Raw genomic sequence first — 14,780 nt, 5'->3', positions numbered from 1 at the left:
CTCGTCCGACGTCTAGAAGTCGTACTTCACCGACACCCACAGGCGGCGCGGCTCCTGGTTGTTGGTGAACTCCGGCGCATAGGCGATCGGCGCGCCGTAGGGCAGCTGCTTCACGAAGTCGGTGTTCAGCAGGTTGTTGATCGTGGCGTTGATCGTGATGTTCTTACGCAGCCGGTACGAGCCGCCCAGGTGGAACAGGGCGTATTCCTTGTAGTTGCCGAGCGCGTCCTGGGCCGGACCGGCGCCGCGATAGCGCGAGCTGCGGTATTCGCCGCGCACCCAGGCGTTCAGGTTCTCGTTGATCGTCCAGCGCAGGTTGCCGTTGACCATGTGCTCGGGCGTGTCGGTCAGGGGCTGGCCCTCGGCCGAGCCGCTTTTCTGCTCGCTGTCGGTGTAGGTGTAGTTCACCCGCAGGGACCAGTCCGGAGCGAAGTCCCAGCGCGCGGCCGCCTCGACGCCGCGGGTGACCGCCTCGTCGATATTGATCGCCTGGCCGAAGGTCGCCGAGGCGGGGAAGAAGCCGACGTCGACGCAGCCGGCCGGACGGCCCTGGCCGGAATTGTACTGGGCTTGGGTCAGGTTGTAGGCGCAGTTGGCGACCGGCACGCCCGAGGCGATCTTGTCCTCGAACTCGTTGTTGAACACCGTGACGTTGAAGTCGAAGCCGTTCAGGTTGTTGTAGTAGACGCCCAGTTCGCTGCTGGTGCTGGTTTCCGGCGTCAGGGTCGGGGTGCCGATGAGCGGTAGGCGGCCCTGTTGCCCGAAGCCGTTGATGCCCGAGGCCAGCTGCTCCAGGCGCGGGGTCTTGAAGCCGCGAGCCACGCCGCCCTTCACGGTCAGCTTCTCGCTGGCCGTCCACACCAGATAGGCGCGGGGGCTAAACTGGCCGCCGAACACGTTGTGGTCGTCATGACGCGCGCCGACCGTCAGGGCCAGGCCCTCGGCGAAGCGCCACTCGTCCTCGGCGAACAGGGCCCACTGTTCATGCATGAACTGGGACGGAGCCACGCCGTCGGTCATCTCGGCGTCCCAGTACTGGCCGCCGACGGTGAAGGCGTGATCGCCCCAGCGCGAATGCAGCTTGCTGTCGAAGATGGTGTTCACCGACTCCAGCGTGCGCGCCGTGCCGGCGCCAGGGACGCCCGGAGGAATGATGCGGCCCAGGGTCTCGGTGGTGTTGCGCGACAGGTTGCTGGAGACCGTGCCGATCGGCGTGCGCCAGTCGTGCGCCAGGGCGATCTGCTCGCGCTTGAACTCCAGCGCGTCGCCATAGCCGCCGGCCAGGGTGGCGGTGCCCATCTGGCCCTTGGAGTTGTCGTACCACTGCTCCGACCAGTCGGCGTCGAGCCACAGGTCGTGGTCCTCGTGCGGGGTCAGGCTGACGCGGCCGCCCCAGGTGCGGATCTCGGCCTTGGTGGCGCTGCGGCCGAAGCCGGTGATCGGCGCGTCGGCGCCGGCCACGTTCTCGAAGGTCAGGGATGAGGCTTCGCGGTTCTGGAAGCTGCCGCGCAGCTGCAGGCCCAGCAGGTCGCGGACGATCGGGCCCGACAGATAGGCGTTGCCGCCGTACACGTTGCCGAACTCGTCATCGCCTTGCAGCGTGCCGTCGACGGTGACCGAGCCGGTCCACTCCTCGCCGACCTTGCGGGTCAGGATGTTGACCACGCCGCCCATGGCGTCTGACCCGTACAGGGTGGAGACCGGACCGCGCACGACCTCGATGCGCTCGATGGAGCTCATCGGCGGCATGAAGCTGGTCGAGGTTTCGCCGAAGCCGTTCGGCGTGACGCTGCCGGCGGTGTTCTGGCGGCGGCCGTCGATCAGGATCAGCGTATAGTCGCTGCCCATGCCGCGGATGTTGATGTTCAGGCCGCCGGTCTTGCCGACCGAGCCGCCCACATCGACGCCTTCGACGTTGGTCAGCACTTCGGCCAGGCTGGAGTAGCGGGTCTGCTCCAGCTCGATGCGGGGGAGGACGGTGATGCTGGCCGGGGCGTCCACGACCTTCTGCTCGAAGCCCGAGGCGGTGACGACCAGCTGGTCCAGGTCGGCCGAGGCGTCGGCGGCGACGGCGGCCTCGGCCAGGACGGGGCTCGATGCGAGCAAAAGGACGGCGGACGCCGCGCCGCCCAAAAGGGCGCGGGCGGTGAAGGATTGTGACATGGAAGCCCCCGGTTCTTGCGAGGGCCTCGCATTATCAACGCAGCCTAAGCGCGGCTAATGATTTTGCGAATAATTCGCAACTAGAAACATTTTATTACAAATGTCATCGTTCGCCGACCGAATGGCGCCGAGCGCCTAGCGCAGAACGCCGCGTTTCACCAGGAATCGCGCGTACCAGGTCAGGAACGCGCCCACCACGGCGATGACCGCGTTCATGTACAGGGCCGACGGTCCCATGACCTCGCTGACGTGCAGCACCAGGTTTCCGTAGAGAATGTTGACGACGATGCCGGCCAGGCTGAGGGCGAAGGCATGGAACGCCCAGCGCGACCGCACCAGCAGCAGCGCCGATCCGGCCACCGCCGCCCACACGCCCACGGCCCAGGCGGCCGCCATGACCACGGGCAGACCGGCGACATAGGCCCGCTGCTCCGCCGTCAGGGCGGCCAGGTACTGGTCGTCGCCGATCTGAGTCATGATGTAGTCGAAGCCGCCGAATGCGTTCCAGCAAAGGCTCAGCACCCCGACCACCCAAAGGTGCCACGGGGCCTTGGCGCGCTCGGCGCCCATCGTTGCTTCCGTCATGGTTCAAGCCCTCCCTGCTTGATTAGGCAGGGAGCGTGACACACTTCGTAGAACGCTGATACTAACTCGCTAGCGCCTCGCGCCGGGCGGTGCAGACCTCGCGGTCCTCTTGCCAGACGGTGACGTGCGAGCTGCTGGCGTGGTTTTGCAGGACGGCGCCGGCACGCTGGGCGGCGACGTGATCGTCGGACAACTCGACGACATCCAGCGACGTGGATGTCCCATCGGGCTTGCAGACAACAAAGGTGTAGATCGCCATTGAATGGCTCCCGACACTTCAGGCGGGAGCATGTAGGGGGTTAGCCCAGTCTCTCAGTCGCTGACGCCCAAGGATTCTTGGCCAGCGATAGTCGGACTCTCGCATAATGAGGTGGCGGGGTCTGTCGGATATCCGACATACCCGCCGAATAGTTCAGGCGGTGGCGACGAAGCCGTGTTCGCCGCTGACGCGGACCTGGCAGGGGCGACCGCCGTCCTGCATCTGGCGCGCGTGCTTGTTGGCGGCGGCCTTGGCTTCTTCCTTGTTGGCGGAGTGACCAAAGAATTGGCCATCCAGTTCGACGGCCCAAAGGCCGTCATGGCGCGCGACGGTGAGGACCGCCCTTACAGTTTCTGTACGCATGGCGGGCAGTCTAGCATGTCCTGCGCGCAAATTCAGAATTTTCGAGATATTTCTTGCTAGGACGCCGAATAAAGCGCACAGTTCACCGATCAAATATCGTGTGGATCGTCTTTCTGTCTGCCGAAGCCTTACCGTTTCTGCCCTCGACGTTTTTCCGACCCTCTCCGAAAATTTGACCTCGTTACTCACCGTGAGTTCGAGAACTCATGTCCGGAAGGGACACTAAAATGCAAATCGGCACCGTGAAGTGGTTCAACGGCACCAAGGGCTTCGGCTTCATCCAACCGGAAGACGGCGGCAACGACGTCTTCGTGCACATCTCGGCCGTTGAACGCGCCGGCATGCGCAGCCTGGACGAAGGCCAAAAGATCGGCTTCGTCCTGGAGCAGGACAAGCGCAGCGGCAAGATGTCCGCCGGCCAACTGCAAGCCGTCTAAGACAGCTTCGCCCCTCCAGGCGAAGATTGGGAACGCCTCCTCGGATCCGTCCGGGGAGGCGTTTTCTATTGGGGCTACTTCCAGAACATGAAGCCGTCCCAGCCGCCGACGATCGCCTCGCGGGGGACGCCCAGGCTGTCGGTCAGCAGCACCGCCCCGCCGAACAGCAGGCCGGACGCGCCGGGGACCAGGAACAGCAGGGCCAGCAAGGCGACAATGCCCAGCGCCTCGAACTTGCGGACCTTCAGCTGCACTTGGACCGGCAGCCACGGGCGCAGCACGCCATAGCCGTCCAGCCCCGGGATTGGCAGCAGGTTCAGGATCAGGGCCGTGGCCTGCAGGAACGCCAGGAAGGCCAGCGCCACGACGACGGGCGAGGTCGTCCCGTCCTCGCGCCAGCCCACGGCGATGATCACGGCCAGCACCGCCAGCACCAGCAGCGTCCCCATCGGCCCCGCCAGGGACGACAGCGACCGGCCCGTGCGGCTGCGCATCAGGTCCTCGCGCAGATAGACCGCCCCGCCGGGAAACCCGATCCCGCCCAGCGCCAGGGCGATCACCGGCAGGATCAGGCTGGTGGACAGGTCCGCGTACTTCAACGGATCGAAGCTCAGATACCCCTTGCCCACCACCTCGGTGTCGCCGGCCCGCCACGCCACATAGGCGTGCCCGAACTCATGAACCCCCACGCTGACCATCCACCCCGCCAGCACGAAGGCGAACATCAGCGGCCCGGAGGGCGAGAACGCCAAGGCGGCGCCGAACGCCAGAAACAGGCCGATCAGGATGAACCCGTTACGGGAGAGGGACACGGAGAAGGCTCACGGCGAGGGCAGGGGCGCGGTGTTTAGCACGGATCGCGGGAGAGGGCGGAAAGCCAGAAGCTCGATCCCTCTCCCTTGATGGGAGAGGGGCAGGGGTGAGGGTGACTGCTGCGTTCAGTCACGCTGCATCCCCTCGCCCCCTTTGGGGGAGAGGGTAAGGGTGAGGGGGCTCTGAGGGTCAGCGGGCGAGGCGCTGCAAGCGGAACCGCCGCAAGCCCCTCACCCAACCCTCTCCCCACGAGTGGGGAGAGGGGAAGGCTTATCCGCTCCGCTCCAACCTCGCCTAACCTGATGCCGTCCCCATCACGGGACGGGCGCGCGGCCAGCGCTGTGTCGTGACGGGGATGCGGTCGAGCGGGAAGCGCGACCGTCGGTGGTGAGAACGAGGGGCTTCGGCCCCGTCTGGACACTGCTCTTGCCCCAAAGCGGCAAGACATCGGCGGCGCGCAGCAGGCGTGAGGGGGTTACTCACGCGGACCGGGGCTGGGAACGCTGATCCCACCCGCCCGCCGGAGGCTGGGGAAGGATAAGAAAGACCCGTTAGCCGCCCCTACCTCACCCGAAACTCCGCCAGCTCATCCGACTTGCGCGCTTTCAGCGCCGCGGTCGCGGCCGCGTCACCCAGGATCTCGGCCTTCAGGAACTCGGTGCTGAGCGCGGCCGCCCCGGCCGTGGCCGGGTGGCTGGCGAAGTCGAGGCCGATCAGGTCGTGGGTCCCGCCCTTGACCACCATGGCGTAGCGGTCGTCGGCCGGGGCGGTCTCGAAGGCGCGCAGATGGTCCTTCGGATCGGTGACGAAGTGCGGCACCACATCGGCGTCGCCGGTGATGGTCAGGGAGGGGACGGCCAGGCTCTGATAGGCGTTGGGCGCGATCAGGCCGGGGATGACGCCGGGGGAGGAGATGGCGACCACCGCCTTCACCTGCTTATCCCGCGCTGGGATCATGGTCTCCAGCGCGCCGCCCATGATCATGACCCCCAAGGCGCCGTAAGAATGCCCCGCCGCCCCGCGCGGCAGGCCCGGCGCGGCGCGGTCGGCATAGCTGCCGGCCACCACCATGTCGGCCACCCGCAGGCCCAGCGCGGCCTTCAGGTCGGTCTGGCGGTTGGGGTGCTTCTGGGAGTCCATGTGCAGGGGCGCGATCACCAGAAAGCCGGCGTCGCGCCATTGGCTGAGCAGCTCGTGATAGCGCCAGGGCCAGGAGCCGGCGCCGTGCGAGAACAGGATCACGCCCTTGGGGCTGGCGGGCTTCCACAGGCTCAGGGAGACCTCGCGCCCCTGAACCGGGATGGCCACGGTGGCGTCCGCGACGGCTTCGGCGGCGAACGCCGAGGGTGTCACGGCGAGGCTCAGCGCGCCGGCCAGAAGGCCGCGGCGGCTGGTGATGGCGAAGGTCATTGCAGGTCCCCTAGAAATGCAGCCGGACGTTTCATGGACTCGCGGTTGTTGTCGAGCCCAGGCCCTGCAAGGAAGACAGCTTGGCCCCCGCCGGTTAGAAAACAGGCATGAGCATTTCCGAGCCTTCCTCCGACCCCCGGCCGGCCAGGGGCCGTGTCCTGATCATCGCCGGTTCCGATTCCGGCGGCGGGGCGGGCATCCAGGCCGACATCAAGACGGTCACCGCCCTAGGCGGCTATGCGGCGACGGCGGTCACGGCGATCACCGTGCAGAACACCCTGGGCGTCAGCGGCGTGCATCCGATCCCCGTGGACGTGATCGAGGCCCAGGGCCGCGCCGTCCTGGACGACATCGGCGCGGACGCGGTGAAAACCGGCATGCTGGGGGATGTGGAGACGGTGCAGGCCGTGACCCGCCTGATCCTGACCGCCGGCGGCGCGCCCGCTGTGGTCGATCCGGTGATGATCGCCAAGGGCGGCGCGGCCCTTCTGCCGACCGAGGCGGTGGAGGCGGTCCGCCGCCTGCTGGTTCCGCGCGCGGCCCTGCTGACCCCCAACGCGCCGGAAGCGGCGACCCTGACCGGCCTGACGGTGGAGACCACCGACGACCTGCGCCGCGCGGGCGAGGCCCTGCTGGAGATGGGCGCGGCGGCGGTGCTGATGAAGGGCGGCCATATCGACGGCGAGCGGGTCGTGGACCTGCTGATCACCCGCGATGCGGAGACGGCGTTCGAAGGCGAGCGGATCGAGACCCGTCACACCCACGGCACCGGCTGCACGCTCGCCTCGGCCTGCGCGACCGGCCTGGCCCAGGGACTGTCCCTGACCGAGGCCGTGGCCCGGGCCTGGAACTATGTGCATGAAGCCATGCTGCGCGCGCCAGGTTTCGGCGCCGGTCATGGCCCCCTGGATCACGGATGGACGGTGCGCCGATGAGGATGACCGCGACGCTTCTTCAGATCCTCCCCCTCAGGGGGAGGGGGACCGCGAAGCGGTGGAGGGGGACTGCCGCGGCGAGCCCCCTCCGTCTCGTCGCTGCGCGCCGATCCACCTCCCCCAACAGGGGAGGATTTTAGAATGACCGATCCCCTCATCCCCCGCCTCGAAGCCATCCTCCGCGCCACGCCGCGGCTGATGCAGGTGATGGAGACGGCCCGCGGCCTGGATCTGCCGGACTGGCTGGTGTTCTCCGGCGCGATCTATCAGCCGGTCTGGAACCACCTGACCGGCCGTCCGACGGACTATGGGCTGAAGGACTATGACCTGGGCTATTTCGACCCGGCGGACCTGTCCTACGAGGCCGAGGACGCGGTGATCCGGCTGGTGGCCTCGGCCTTCGACGAGCCGCTCGCCAGCATGGTCGAGGTGCGCAACCAGGCCCGGGTCCACCTGTGGTTCGAGGGGCGGTTCAAGGAGCCCTATGTGCCCCTGCCCAACGCGGCCGAGGCCCTGACGCGCTTCGTCGCCCCGGCCTTCGCGGTGGGCGCGCGGCTGGAGACGGACGGCTCCATGACCATCGTCGCCCCGTTCGGGCTGGAGGACCTGTTCGACATGGTTCTGCGGCCCAACCCTTCGCGCCCCAAGACGACCGGCTGGGCGAAGGCCGTCGGCTCCGCCGTCGAGCGCTGGCCGGAGCTGAAGGTCGTGGAGGACGAGGACTAGGGCTGCTGATCATCAACCCCAAACCGCTCTTCCCCGCGAAGGCGGGGATCCAGACGGGGGCGGTGGTCGATCTACCGCCCGCGAGACAACCTTAGATTCGGCTTGGGTCCCCGCCTTCGCGGAGATGAGCGGGCAATTAGGACTAGCCTCGGCGATAGACGTCCTTGTCGACGATCTCCATCCAGCGATCGACGCCCTCGATCGGCTTGAAGCCGTACTGGGTGTAGAGGCCGTGGGCGTCGGCGGTGGCCAGGTTCCTGCGGCGCAAACCCTGCAGGTCGGGATGCTCGGTGAAGGCGACCATGATCGCCTTGCCCAGGCCCTGGCCGCGATGGCCCTCGTCCACGAAGACGTCGCACAGCCAGGCGAAGGTGGCGCGGTCGGTGACGACCCGGGCCATAGCCGCCATCTCGCCCGACGGTGCATACACACCAAAGGTCAGGCTGTTTCGGACGGCCTTGTCCATCGTGGCGCGGGGAATGCCCTGCGCCCAATAGCTCTCCTCGCCGATCCACCGGTAGGCGCGGTCGAGGTCGAAGCGGGCCTGGTCGTCGCTGACGACATAGTCGCCGTGGGCAAGTTCATAAGTCGTACTGGCGGTCATGCCGGCCTTAAACGACAAAACCCCGACCGGCGGAAGCGCCGATCGGGGTCGTGTGAGATGGGCCGGCCCGGTGGGGGAGGCCGGCCGGCCCGCCTCAGAGCTTACCAGCGGCGGTCGTCGCGGCGGTCGCCGTAGCCGTAGCCGTAACGGTCGCCATCGCGACGCTCATAGCGGACGGCGGCGGCCAGACGGTCGAAGCGGCGATCCAGGTCGGCGCGCTCCCAGTTGTTCAGGCCGTTGCGGCGATAGCGGTCTTCCAGACGGTTCAGGTCACGGAATTCCGCGCGCAGTCGGAAGGCCTCGTTGCGGGTCAGCTGGCCGTTGCGAACGCCTTGGTCGATGCGGCGGTCGATATTGGCCTGCCGTTGGTTGATCGACTGCCAGCCTTGGGCCAGGGCGGGAGCGGTGGTGGCGGCCAGGGCCGACACCGCGACGATCGGGATCAGGATCTTCTTCATGGCTCGGTTCCTCTCGAAACTTGCGTCGTCGGATTGACGACGTTGGGGAGAGGAAAACACGCGGAGCCTGAAACGGTTCTGAGCGGCTCGTTATGTTGCGTTCAGGTTCGTGAACCCGAAGCCGGGCCTCAGGCGGCCTTGACGATCAGGTCGCCGGCGGCGGCGCGGTCGATGGCCTCATACAGCTTGGCCACCTCGATGGGCTTGGCCACGTGGCCGTCCATGCCGGCGGCCAGATAGGCTTGGCGCTGCTGGTCGGAGGCGTCGGCCGTTACCGCCAGGATCGGGGTGCGGCCGCGTCCGGCGCGGGCTTCGGCGTCGCGGATCGCGCGGGCGGCGTCCAGGCCATCCAGCACCGGCATGTGGATGTCCAGCAGGACCAGATCGTAATCGACCTGCTCGCACGCCTCGATCGCCGCCTGGCCGTCATTGACGATGTCCAGAGTGACGCCCAGCGGCGCCAGGATGGCGGTGATGACCTTCTGGTTGGTGGCGTTGTCGTCCGCCGCCAGCACGCGCAGGGCGCGGGTCGGAATGACGGTCTTGCCTTCGGCCTCGCTCTTGGCCTCGGCGCGCTCCAGCGGCAGGCGCACGGTGAAGGTCGCGCCCTCGCCCAGGCGGCTCTCGACGCTGATCGCGCCCTTCATGGCCTCGGCCAGCTCGCGGGACAGGGTCAGGCCCAGGCCCAGGCCGCCGAACTGGCGGGTGGTGGTGTCGTCGGCCTGCACGAAGCGTTCGAACAGGCGCAGGCGCTGCGCCTCGGAAATGCCGACGCCGGTGTCGGAAACCTGCATCTCCAGCGCACCGTCCTCGGCCAGCGACAGGCGGGTGCGCACGGCGCCCGCGTCGGTGAACTTCACGGCGTTGGACAGCAGGGCGGCGACGATCTGGCCGACCCGGGCGGCGTCGCCCATCCAGCGGCCCATGGCCGCCTCCTCGACATGAACGTCGAAGGCCAGGCCCTTGTCGGCGGCGGCGATGGCGTAGGGATCGGCGGCGTTCCACACCAGATCGCGCAGGTCGAAGGCGTCATTGGCCAGCTTAAGGCGGCCGGCCTCGATCTTCGACAGGTCGAGCACGTCGTTCAGCACCGACAGCAGCATCTCGCCCGACCGGCGGATCACCGTCAGGCGCTCCTGCTGGATCGGGCTCAGCTCGCCCATGGCCATGACTTCGGCCATGGCCAGCACGCCGTTCAGCGGCGTGCGGATCTCGTGGCTCATATTGGACAGGAAGTGCGATTTCATCCGGTTGGCGGCTTCGGCGTCGTCGCGGGCCTGAACCAGTTCGCGCATGGTGCGGCGCAGGGTGCGGTCGTTGGCGCCCAGCTGGCCCAGCAGGTCGTTGAAGCTGTGGGTCAGGTTATGGACCACATCGTCGCGGGCGGTCTCGTTGACCGGCTCGAAGCGGCCGCTGGCGGCGATGGCGCGCATGGCGTGCGACAGCCGCTCCATCGGGGCGCTGATGCGGCGCGCCAGGCTGTTGGCCAGCAGCAAGGCGAAACCCGCTGAGCCAAAGAACAGGGCCCCGATCAGGGCGATGTCCTGGGGCGTGGCCTCCAGGACCGGCGGCTTGGCGCGGTGGAGTTCAACCTGGCCGACAGGGCGTCCTCCCGACTTCACCGGCGCGACGACGGAAGCGGTCTCGCCCACGGTCAGGTCGCCGTGGGAGGCGATGATGCGGCCGCGTCCGTCACGCAGGATCGCCACCGTGACCCGAGGCGAGGCGGCGACGACGCCCAGGACCCGTCGGGCGGCGGCGCGATCCCCGCCGAGCACGGCCGGAGCGGCGTCGGAGGCGATGACCTGCGCCAGGATTTCGTGATTGCGCCGACGGGTTTCGTTGGTGGAGGCGGTCTTCTGTAACAGGAACGTCAGGCAGGCGGCCGCCAGGACGCACACCGTCGGGACGAGCGCCGCCGCCGCGATCCGGCCTTGCAGGGTCGCATGGGTCGAACGGGTGGTGGACCGGCTGCTCATAGAACTCGCACACGCATGAGAAGACTTGAGCCCAGCATGGCCGATCTTCCCTAACGCTTCGCTTCCAGGGCGTGCGCGCTCAATCCACAGGCGAGTATGGTTAAGAAAACCCTTCCAGGCATTAATAAGCTTGGCTATTCGTTAAGATTTCATTTACCTTCTGCTTCGTCCTTAACAACGGAGGCGGCTGTGGAAAAAGCATTCGTGGCTCAACGCGTGGCGAACAAACTTTTCGCGACGGAGAACGCCATCGACGCGGCGATGCTGGAAGCGTCTGAAATGATGGCCGAGATGCTTAAGGCTCGGAAAGAACTGGGGGTTTCCGCCGTGGTCGGCGATCAGGCCAACGCCAAGCTGGTGGAAGCCATCGCCGCCCTGGGCGCCGCCCGCACCGCCATGGTCGAAGCCCATGGCGTGCTCGGCGAGACCAAGCTGCGCCTCGGCATCCGCACCAAGATGGCCGGCATCGAAATGAAGGAGGCTTCCGCCTCCAAATCTATCGAAGCCCGTCGCGAAGTCGGCTGATTCTAAGCTTCAACATTGCACGACTTTAACCTCCTGAACTCTGGACTTGGTCTAGAGTTCAGGAATGTCGCCTGTATTCGCGTTCATCGCCCTTTGGCTGATTTTTCTCGCTACGGCGATCTTCGCCGTGGCGCGCGGCGGCATGGCTGAGCGACTGGCGAGCCTTTGCGTCGTGCTCGCGGCCCTGGCGGTCATGGGTATTCATCAACTGGCGCCGTCCCCGACGATTCCTTTGATGCTTCTTGCGCTGGACGGCGCGCTGGCCCTGGCGCTGCTGGGTCTGGCGATGCGTTACGGCCGGGCCTGGCTTGGCGCCGCCATGGTGGCCCAGGCTATCCAGTTCAGCCTCCACGCCTATTACTTCGTCGCCGAGCGTCGGCACGATCTGACCTATTCGCTGGTCAACAACCTGGTGACCTTCTCGATCGTCGGGGCCATCGTCATCGGCACGGTGGCCGCCATGCGCCGCAGGGCGGCGTAGCGCCGCCTCAGAAAATCTCCCCTTGCACGCCGGGCCGATATGCGGTTCTTCGGCGGCGGGCCACGCTCTCCCAACGGAGCGCTGCTCATCTGTAAGGATGGGAGACATCGCTATGACGACCACGACCGCACCCGCGGCGAAACCGGCTGTGCGCCCCGCGCGCCCCGAATTCTCTTCCGGCCCCTGCGCCAAGCGCCCCGGCTGGAACTCCGAAAATCTCGCAAACGCCGTCCTCGGCCGCTCGCACCGCTCCAAGCTGGGCAAGGCGCGTCTGAAGGAAGCCATCGACCGCACCCGTGAGGTGCTCGAGGTCCCGGCGGACTTCCTCATTGGCATCGTCCCCGGTTCGGACACCGGCGCCGTCGAAATGGCGATGTGGTCGATGCTGGGCGCCCGCCCGGTGCAGCTGCTGGCCTTCGAGTCCTTCGGCAAGGACTGGGTCACGGACGTCACCAAGCAACTGAAGCTGCCGAACGTGGAGGTGTTGGACGCCCCGTACGGCAAGCTGCCCGACACCTCGAAGGTCCGCCCCGACGCCGACCTCGTCTTCACCTGGAACGGCACGACCTCGGGCGTGCGTGTGCCGAACGCCGACTTCATCTCGGACGACCGTGAAGGCATCACCATCTGCGACGCGACCAGCGCCGCCTTCGCCCAGAAGTTGGACTGGACGAAGCTCGATGTGGTCACCTTCTCCTGGCAGAAGGCCCTGGGCGGGGAGGGCGCGCACGGTGTCCTGATCCTCGGCCCGCGCGCCGTCGCCCGGCTGGAGAGCTACACCCCCGCCTGGCCGATGCCGAAGCTGTTCCGCATGACCAAGGCCAACAAGGACGGCGGGAACAAGGTCAGCCTCGACATCTTCGAGGGCGCGACCATCAACACCCCCTCCATGCTCTGCGTCGAGGATGCGGTGGACGCCCTGAAGTGGGCCTCCGCCATCGGTGGCCTGCAGGAAATGCAGCGCCGCGCCGACGAGAACCTGGCGGTCCTGACCCGCTGGGTGGCCAAGACCCCGTGGGTCGACTTTCTCGCCGAGGACGCCTCGATCCGCTCCAACACCTCGGTGTGTCTGAAGGTGGTCGATCCCAAGGTCGCCGCCCTGTCCGACGACGCCCAGGCCGATTTCGCCAAGAAGCTGGCCTCCCTCCTGGAAAAGGAAGGCGCGGCCCTGGACATCGGCGGCTATCGCGACGCCCCGGCCGGCCTGCGCATCTGGTGCGGCGCCACGGTGGAGACCTCCGACGTGGAGGCGCTCACGCCCTGGCTCGACTGGGCCTTCGCCACGGTCTCGGCCGAACTGGCCGCCGCCTAAGCACACAACCTCGAACCCCCTCAGTCGCTTCGCGACAGCTCCCCCAGCGGGGGAGCATCTCGCCCGAACGATCCTCCCCTCCTGGGGGAGGCGGCCCGAAGGGCCGGAGGGGGCCTTCTCACCATTCTCCGCAAGGAATCCGCATCATGACCGCTCCCCGCGTCCTCATCGCTGACAAGCTGAGCCCCGCCGCCGTCGACATCTTCAAGAACCGCGGCGTCGATTTCGACATCAAGACCGGCCTGTCCAAGGACGAGCTGATCGCTGTGATCGGCGACTATGACGGCATCGCTATCCGCTCGGGCGCAAAGCTCGACAAGGACGTCATCGCCGCCGCCAACAAGCTGCAGGTCATCGCCCGCGCCGGCATCGGCGTCGACAACGTCGATATCCCGGCCGCCACCGCCAAGGGCGTGGTGGTGATGAACACCCCGTTCGGCAACTCGATCACCACGGCCGAGCACGCCATCGCCATGATGTTCGCCCTGGCTCGCCAACTGCCGGCCGCCGACGCCAGCACCCAGGCCGGCAAGTGGGAGAAGAACCGCTTCATGGGCGTGGAGCTCTACGCCAAGACCCTGGGCCTGATCGGGGCCGGCAACATCGGCGGCATCGTCGCCGACCGCGCCCTGGGCCTGAAGATGAAGGTCATCGCCTATGACCCGTTCCTGTCGCCCGAGCGCGCCGTGGAGATCGGCGTCGAGAAGGTCGAGCTGGAAGACCTGCTGGCCCGCGCCGACGTCATCACCCTGCACACCCCGCTGACCGACAAGACCCGCAACATCCTGTCGGCGGAGAACCTGGCCAAGACCAAGAAGGGCGTGCTGATCGTCAACTGCGCCCGCGGCGGCCTGGTGGACGAGGTCGCCCTGCGCAAGCTGCTGGACGACGGTCATGTGGGCGGCGCCGCCTTCGACGTGTTCGTCACCGAGCCGGCCAAGGAAAACCCGCTGTTCGGTTCGGACAAGGTCGTGGCCACCCCGCACCTGGGCGCCAGCACCAACGAGGCGCAGGAGAACGTCGCCCTGCAGGTCGCCGAGCAGATGAGCGACTACCTGCTGACCGGCGCCGTCACCAACGCCCTGAACAGCCCGTCGATCACGGCGGAAGAAGCGCCGAAGCTGAAGCCCTACGTGGCCCTGGCCGAGAAGATCGGCGCCCTGGCCGGTCAGATGGTCGACTTCGGCATCAAGGCCATCGACATCGCCTATGAGGGCGACGTCTCGGCCCTGAACGTGAAGCCGATGACCTCGGCGGCGCTGTCGGGAATCCTCAAGCCGATGCTGGCCGAGATCAACATGGTCTCCGCCCCGGCTGTGGCCAAGGAGCGCGGCATCACCGTTTCGGAAAGCCGCCAGGAAGTCAGCCCGACCTATGACAGCCTGATGCGCGTCACCATCACCACCGAGAAGGGCAAGCGCGGCTTCGCCGGCATCGTGGTCGGCGGCGCTCCGCGCATCGTCGAGGTGAAGGGCATGGAGCTGGACGCGGCCTTCTCGACCGCCATGCTCTACGTCAACAACCTGGACAAGCCGGGCTTCATCGGCGCCCTGGGCGGCCTGCTGGGCGAGGCCGGCGTCAACATCGCCACCTTCAATCTGGGCCGCGTGGGCGCCGGCGACGACGCCATCGCCCTGGTCGGCGTGGATCAGGCTCCCGACGACGCGCTGCTGGCCAAGATCCAAGCCCTGCCGCACGTCAAGGAAGCCCGGGCCCTGCGGTTCTAGTCC

Annotated in this window: 16 protein-coding genes; 7 read left to right on the top strand and 9 right to left on the bottom strand. The window is 67.3% G+C overall.

Annotated elements, in window-relative coordinates; genetic code table 11:
* Window positions 1-12: 12 nt before the first annotated feature.
* The 4 genes from ABOZ73_RS04760 to ABOZ73_RS04745 all read right to left on the bottom strand — a co-directional run bounded on the left by ABOZ73_RS04760 (window position 13) and on the right by ABOZ73_RS04745 (window position 3,370).
* On the bottom strand, window positions 13-2,163 hold the full coding sequence (locus ABOZ73_RS04760; RefSeq protein WP_369061138.1) for a TonB-dependent receptor: 2,151 nt from the start codon (window positions 2,161-2,163) through the stop codon (window positions 13-15).
* Window positions 2,164-2,298: 135 nt separating this feature from the next.
* Window positions 2,299-2,748 (bottom strand): hypothetical protein, encoded by a 450-nt coding sequence (locus tag ABOZ73_RS04755; RefSeq protein ID WP_369061136.1) that lies wholly within the window; start codon window positions 2,746-2,748, stop codon window positions 2,299-2,301.
* Window positions 2,749-2,809: 61 nt separating this feature from the next.
* Window positions 2,810-3,007 (bottom strand): hypothetical protein, encoded by a 198-nt coding sequence (locus tag ABOZ73_RS04750; RefSeq protein WP_369061134.1) that lies wholly within the window; start codon window positions 3,005-3,007, stop codon window positions 2,810-2,812.
* Window positions 3,008-3,160: 153 nt separating this feature from the next.
* Window positions 3,161-3,370: a hypothetical protein gene (locus tag ABOZ73_RS04745; RefSeq protein WP_369061133.1), complete on the bottom strand. Its 210-nt coding sequence runs from the start codon at window positions 3,368-3,370 to the stop codon at window positions 3,161-3,163.
* Between the two features lie 227 nt (window positions 3,371-3,597).
* Here ABOZ73_RS04745 and ABOZ73_RS04740 point away from each other — a divergent pair, with 227 nt between their 5' ends.
* Complete coding sequence (locus tag ABOZ73_RS04740; protein WP_369061131.1) at window positions 3,598-3,807, top strand: cold-shock protein; 210 nt, start codon at window positions 3,598-3,600, stop codon at window positions 3,805-3,807.
* A gap of 74 nt (window positions 3,808-3,881) precedes the next feature.
* On the opposite strand, the gene ABOZ73_RS04735 is transcribed toward ABOZ73_RS04740, so the two are convergent.
* Both ABOZ73_RS04735 and ABOZ73_RS04730 read right to left on the bottom strand, forming a co-directional pair.
* On the bottom strand, window positions 3,882-4,619 hold the full coding sequence (locus ABOZ73_RS04735; RefSeq protein WP_369061129.1) for a site-2 protease family protein: 738 nt from the start codon (window positions 4,617-4,619) through the stop codon (window positions 3,882-3,884).
* 562 nt (window positions 4,620-5,181) lie between these two features.
* Window positions 5,182-6,030, bottom strand: a complete 849-nt coding sequence (locus tag ABOZ73_RS04730; protein ID WP_369061127.1) for an alpha/beta hydrolase family protein — start codon at window positions 6,028-6,030, stop codon at window positions 5,182-5,184.
* 107 nt (window positions 6,031-6,137) lie between these two features.
* On the opposite strand from ABOZ73_RS04730, the gene thiD reads away from it, so the two are divergent.
* Both thiD and ABOZ73_RS04720 read left to right on the top strand, forming a co-directional pair.
* Entirely contained in the window at window positions 6,138-6,965 is an 828-nt protein-coding gene (gene thiD, locus ABOZ73_RS04725) for a bifunctional hydroxymethylpyrimidine kinase/phosphomethylpyrimidine kinase (protein ID WP_369061125.1), read from the top strand.
* Window positions 6,966-7,106: 141 nt separating this feature from the next.
* Window positions 7,107-7,691: a nucleotidyltransferase family protein gene (locus ABOZ73_RS04720; RefSeq protein WP_369061123.1), complete on the top strand. Its 585-nt coding sequence runs from the start codon at window positions 7,107-7,109 to the stop codon at window positions 7,689-7,691.
* A gap of 142 nt (window positions 7,692-7,833) precedes the next feature.
* On the opposite strand, the gene ABOZ73_RS04715 is transcribed toward ABOZ73_RS04720, so the two are convergent.
* From ABOZ73_RS04715 to ABOZ73_RS04705, 3 genes are all read right to left on the bottom strand, one after another.
* Window positions 7,834-8,295, bottom strand: coding sequence for a GNAT family N-acetyltransferase (locus ABOZ73_RS04715; protein ID WP_369061121.1), 462 nt, complete (start codon window positions 8,293-8,295; stop codon window positions 7,834-7,836).
* Window positions 8,296-8,396: 101 nt separating this feature from the next.
* Complete coding sequence (locus tag ABOZ73_RS04710; RefSeq protein ID WP_369061120.1) at window positions 8,397-8,753, bottom strand: hypothetical protein; 357 nt, start codon at window positions 8,751-8,753, stop codon at window positions 8,397-8,399.
* Between the two features lie 128 nt (window positions 8,754-8,881).
* Window positions 8,882-10,732: an ATP-binding protein gene (locus ABOZ73_RS04705; protein WP_369061118.1), complete on the bottom strand. Its 1,851-nt coding sequence runs from the start codon at window positions 10,730-10,732 to the stop codon at window positions 8,882-8,884.
* 96 nt (window positions 10,733-10,828) lie between these two features.
* Between ABOZ73_RS04705 and ABOZ73_RS04700 the strand changes: the two genes are divergently transcribed.
* The 4 genes from ABOZ73_RS04700 (at window position 10,829) to serA (ending at window position 14,777) form a co-directional block, all read left to right on the top strand.
* Window positions 10,829-11,257 carry a hypothetical protein gene (locus tag ABOZ73_RS04700; protein ID WP_369061116.1) on the top strand — a complete coding sequence of 143 codons (429 nt, stop codon included), beginning with the start codon at window positions 10,829-10,831 and terminating at the stop codon, window positions 11,255-11,257.
* Window positions 11,258-11,321: 64 nt separating this feature from the next.
* Entirely contained in the window at window positions 11,322-11,738 is a 417-nt protein-coding gene (locus ABOZ73_RS04695) for a hypothetical protein (RefSeq protein ID WP_369061115.1), read from the top strand.
* Between the two features lie 112 nt (window positions 11,739-11,850).
* A complete protein-coding gene (locus tag ABOZ73_RS04690) occupies window positions 11,851-13,050 on the top strand; it encodes a phosphoserine transaminase (RefSeq protein WP_369061113.1) in 1,200 nt (399 codons plus the stop codon).
* Window positions 13,051-13,196: 146 nt separating this feature from the next.
* Window positions 13,197-14,777, top strand: a complete 1,581-nt coding sequence (serA, locus tag ABOZ73_RS04685; protein ID WP_369061112.1) for a phosphoglycerate dehydrogenase — start codon at window positions 13,197-13,199, stop codon at window positions 14,775-14,777.
* Window positions 14,778-14,780: the final 3 nt, after the last annotated feature.

Origin of the sequence: Caulobacter sp. 73W, from assembly GCF_041021955.1 — a bacterium.
GTDB lineage: Bacteria > Pseudomonadota > Alphaproteobacteria > Caulobacterales > Caulobacteraceae > Caulobacter.
Note: the sequence above shows the minus strand (reverse complement) of the source record. Positions and strands in the feature narration are given on the sequence as shown.

Excerpts from the sequence above, each read along its gene's own strand:
- ABOZ73_RS04730 (WP_369061127.1), bottom strand. The coding sequence starts at position 6,030 with ATGACCTTCGCCATCACCAGCCGCCGCGGCCTTCTGGCCGGCGCGCTG.
- ABOZ73_RS04715 (WP_369061121.1), bottom strand. The coding sequence starts at position 8,295 with ATGACCGCCAGTACGACTTATGAACTTGCCCACGGCGACTATGTCGTC.
- ABOZ73_RS04695 (WP_369061115.1), top strand. The coding sequence starts at position 11,322 with ATGTCGCCTGTATTCGCGTTCATCGCCCTTTGGCTGATTTTTCTCGCT.
- ABOZ73_RS04755 (WP_369061136.1), bottom strand. The coding sequence starts at position 2,748 with ATGACGGAAGCAACGATGGGCGCCGAGCGCGCCAAGGCCCCGTGGCAC.
- serA (WP_369061112.1), top strand. The coding sequence starts at position 13,197 with ATGACCGCTCCCCGCGTCCTCATCGCTGACAAGCTGAGCCCCGCCGCC.
- ABOZ73_RS04720 (WP_369061123.1), top strand. The coding sequence starts at position 7,107 with ATGACCGATCCCCTCATCCCCCGCCTCGAAGCCATCCTCCGCGCCACG.
- ABOZ73_RS04705 (WP_369061118.1), bottom strand. The coding sequence starts at position 10,732 with ATGAGCAGCCGGTCCACCACCCGTTCGACCCATGCGACCCTGCAAGGC.
- ABOZ73_RS04760 (WP_369061138.1), bottom strand. The coding sequence starts at position 2,163 with ATGTCACAATCCTTCACCGCCCGCGCCCTTTTGGGCGGCGCGGCGTCC.
- ABOZ73_RS04750 (WP_369061134.1), bottom strand. The coding sequence starts at position 3,007 with ATGGCGATCTACACCTTTGTTGTCTGCAAGCCCGATGGGACATCCACG.
- ABOZ73_RS04700 (WP_369061116.1), top strand. The coding sequence starts at position 10,829 with ATGGTTAAGAAAACCCTTCCAGGCATTAATAAGCTTGGCTATTCGTTA.
- ABOZ73_RS04710 (WP_369061120.1), bottom strand. The coding sequence starts at position 8,753 with ATGAAGAAGATCCTGATCCCGATCGTCGCGGTGTCGGCCCTGGCCGCC.
- ABOZ73_RS04690 (WP_369061113.1), top strand. The coding sequence starts at position 11,851 with ATGACGACCACGACCGCACCCGCGGCGAAACCGGCTGTGCGCCCCGCG.
- ABOZ73_RS04745 (WP_369061133.1), bottom strand. The coding sequence starts at position 3,370 with ATGCGTACAGAAACTGTAAGGGCGGTCCTCACCGTCGCGCGCCATGAC.
- ABOZ73_RS04740 (WP_369061131.1), top strand. The coding sequence starts at position 3,598 with ATGCAAATCGGCACCGTGAAGTGGTTCAACGGCACCAAGGGCTTCGGC.
- thiD (WP_369061125.1), top strand. The coding sequence starts at position 6,138 with ATGAGCATTTCCGAGCCTTCCTCCGACCCCCGGCCGGCCAGGGGCCGT.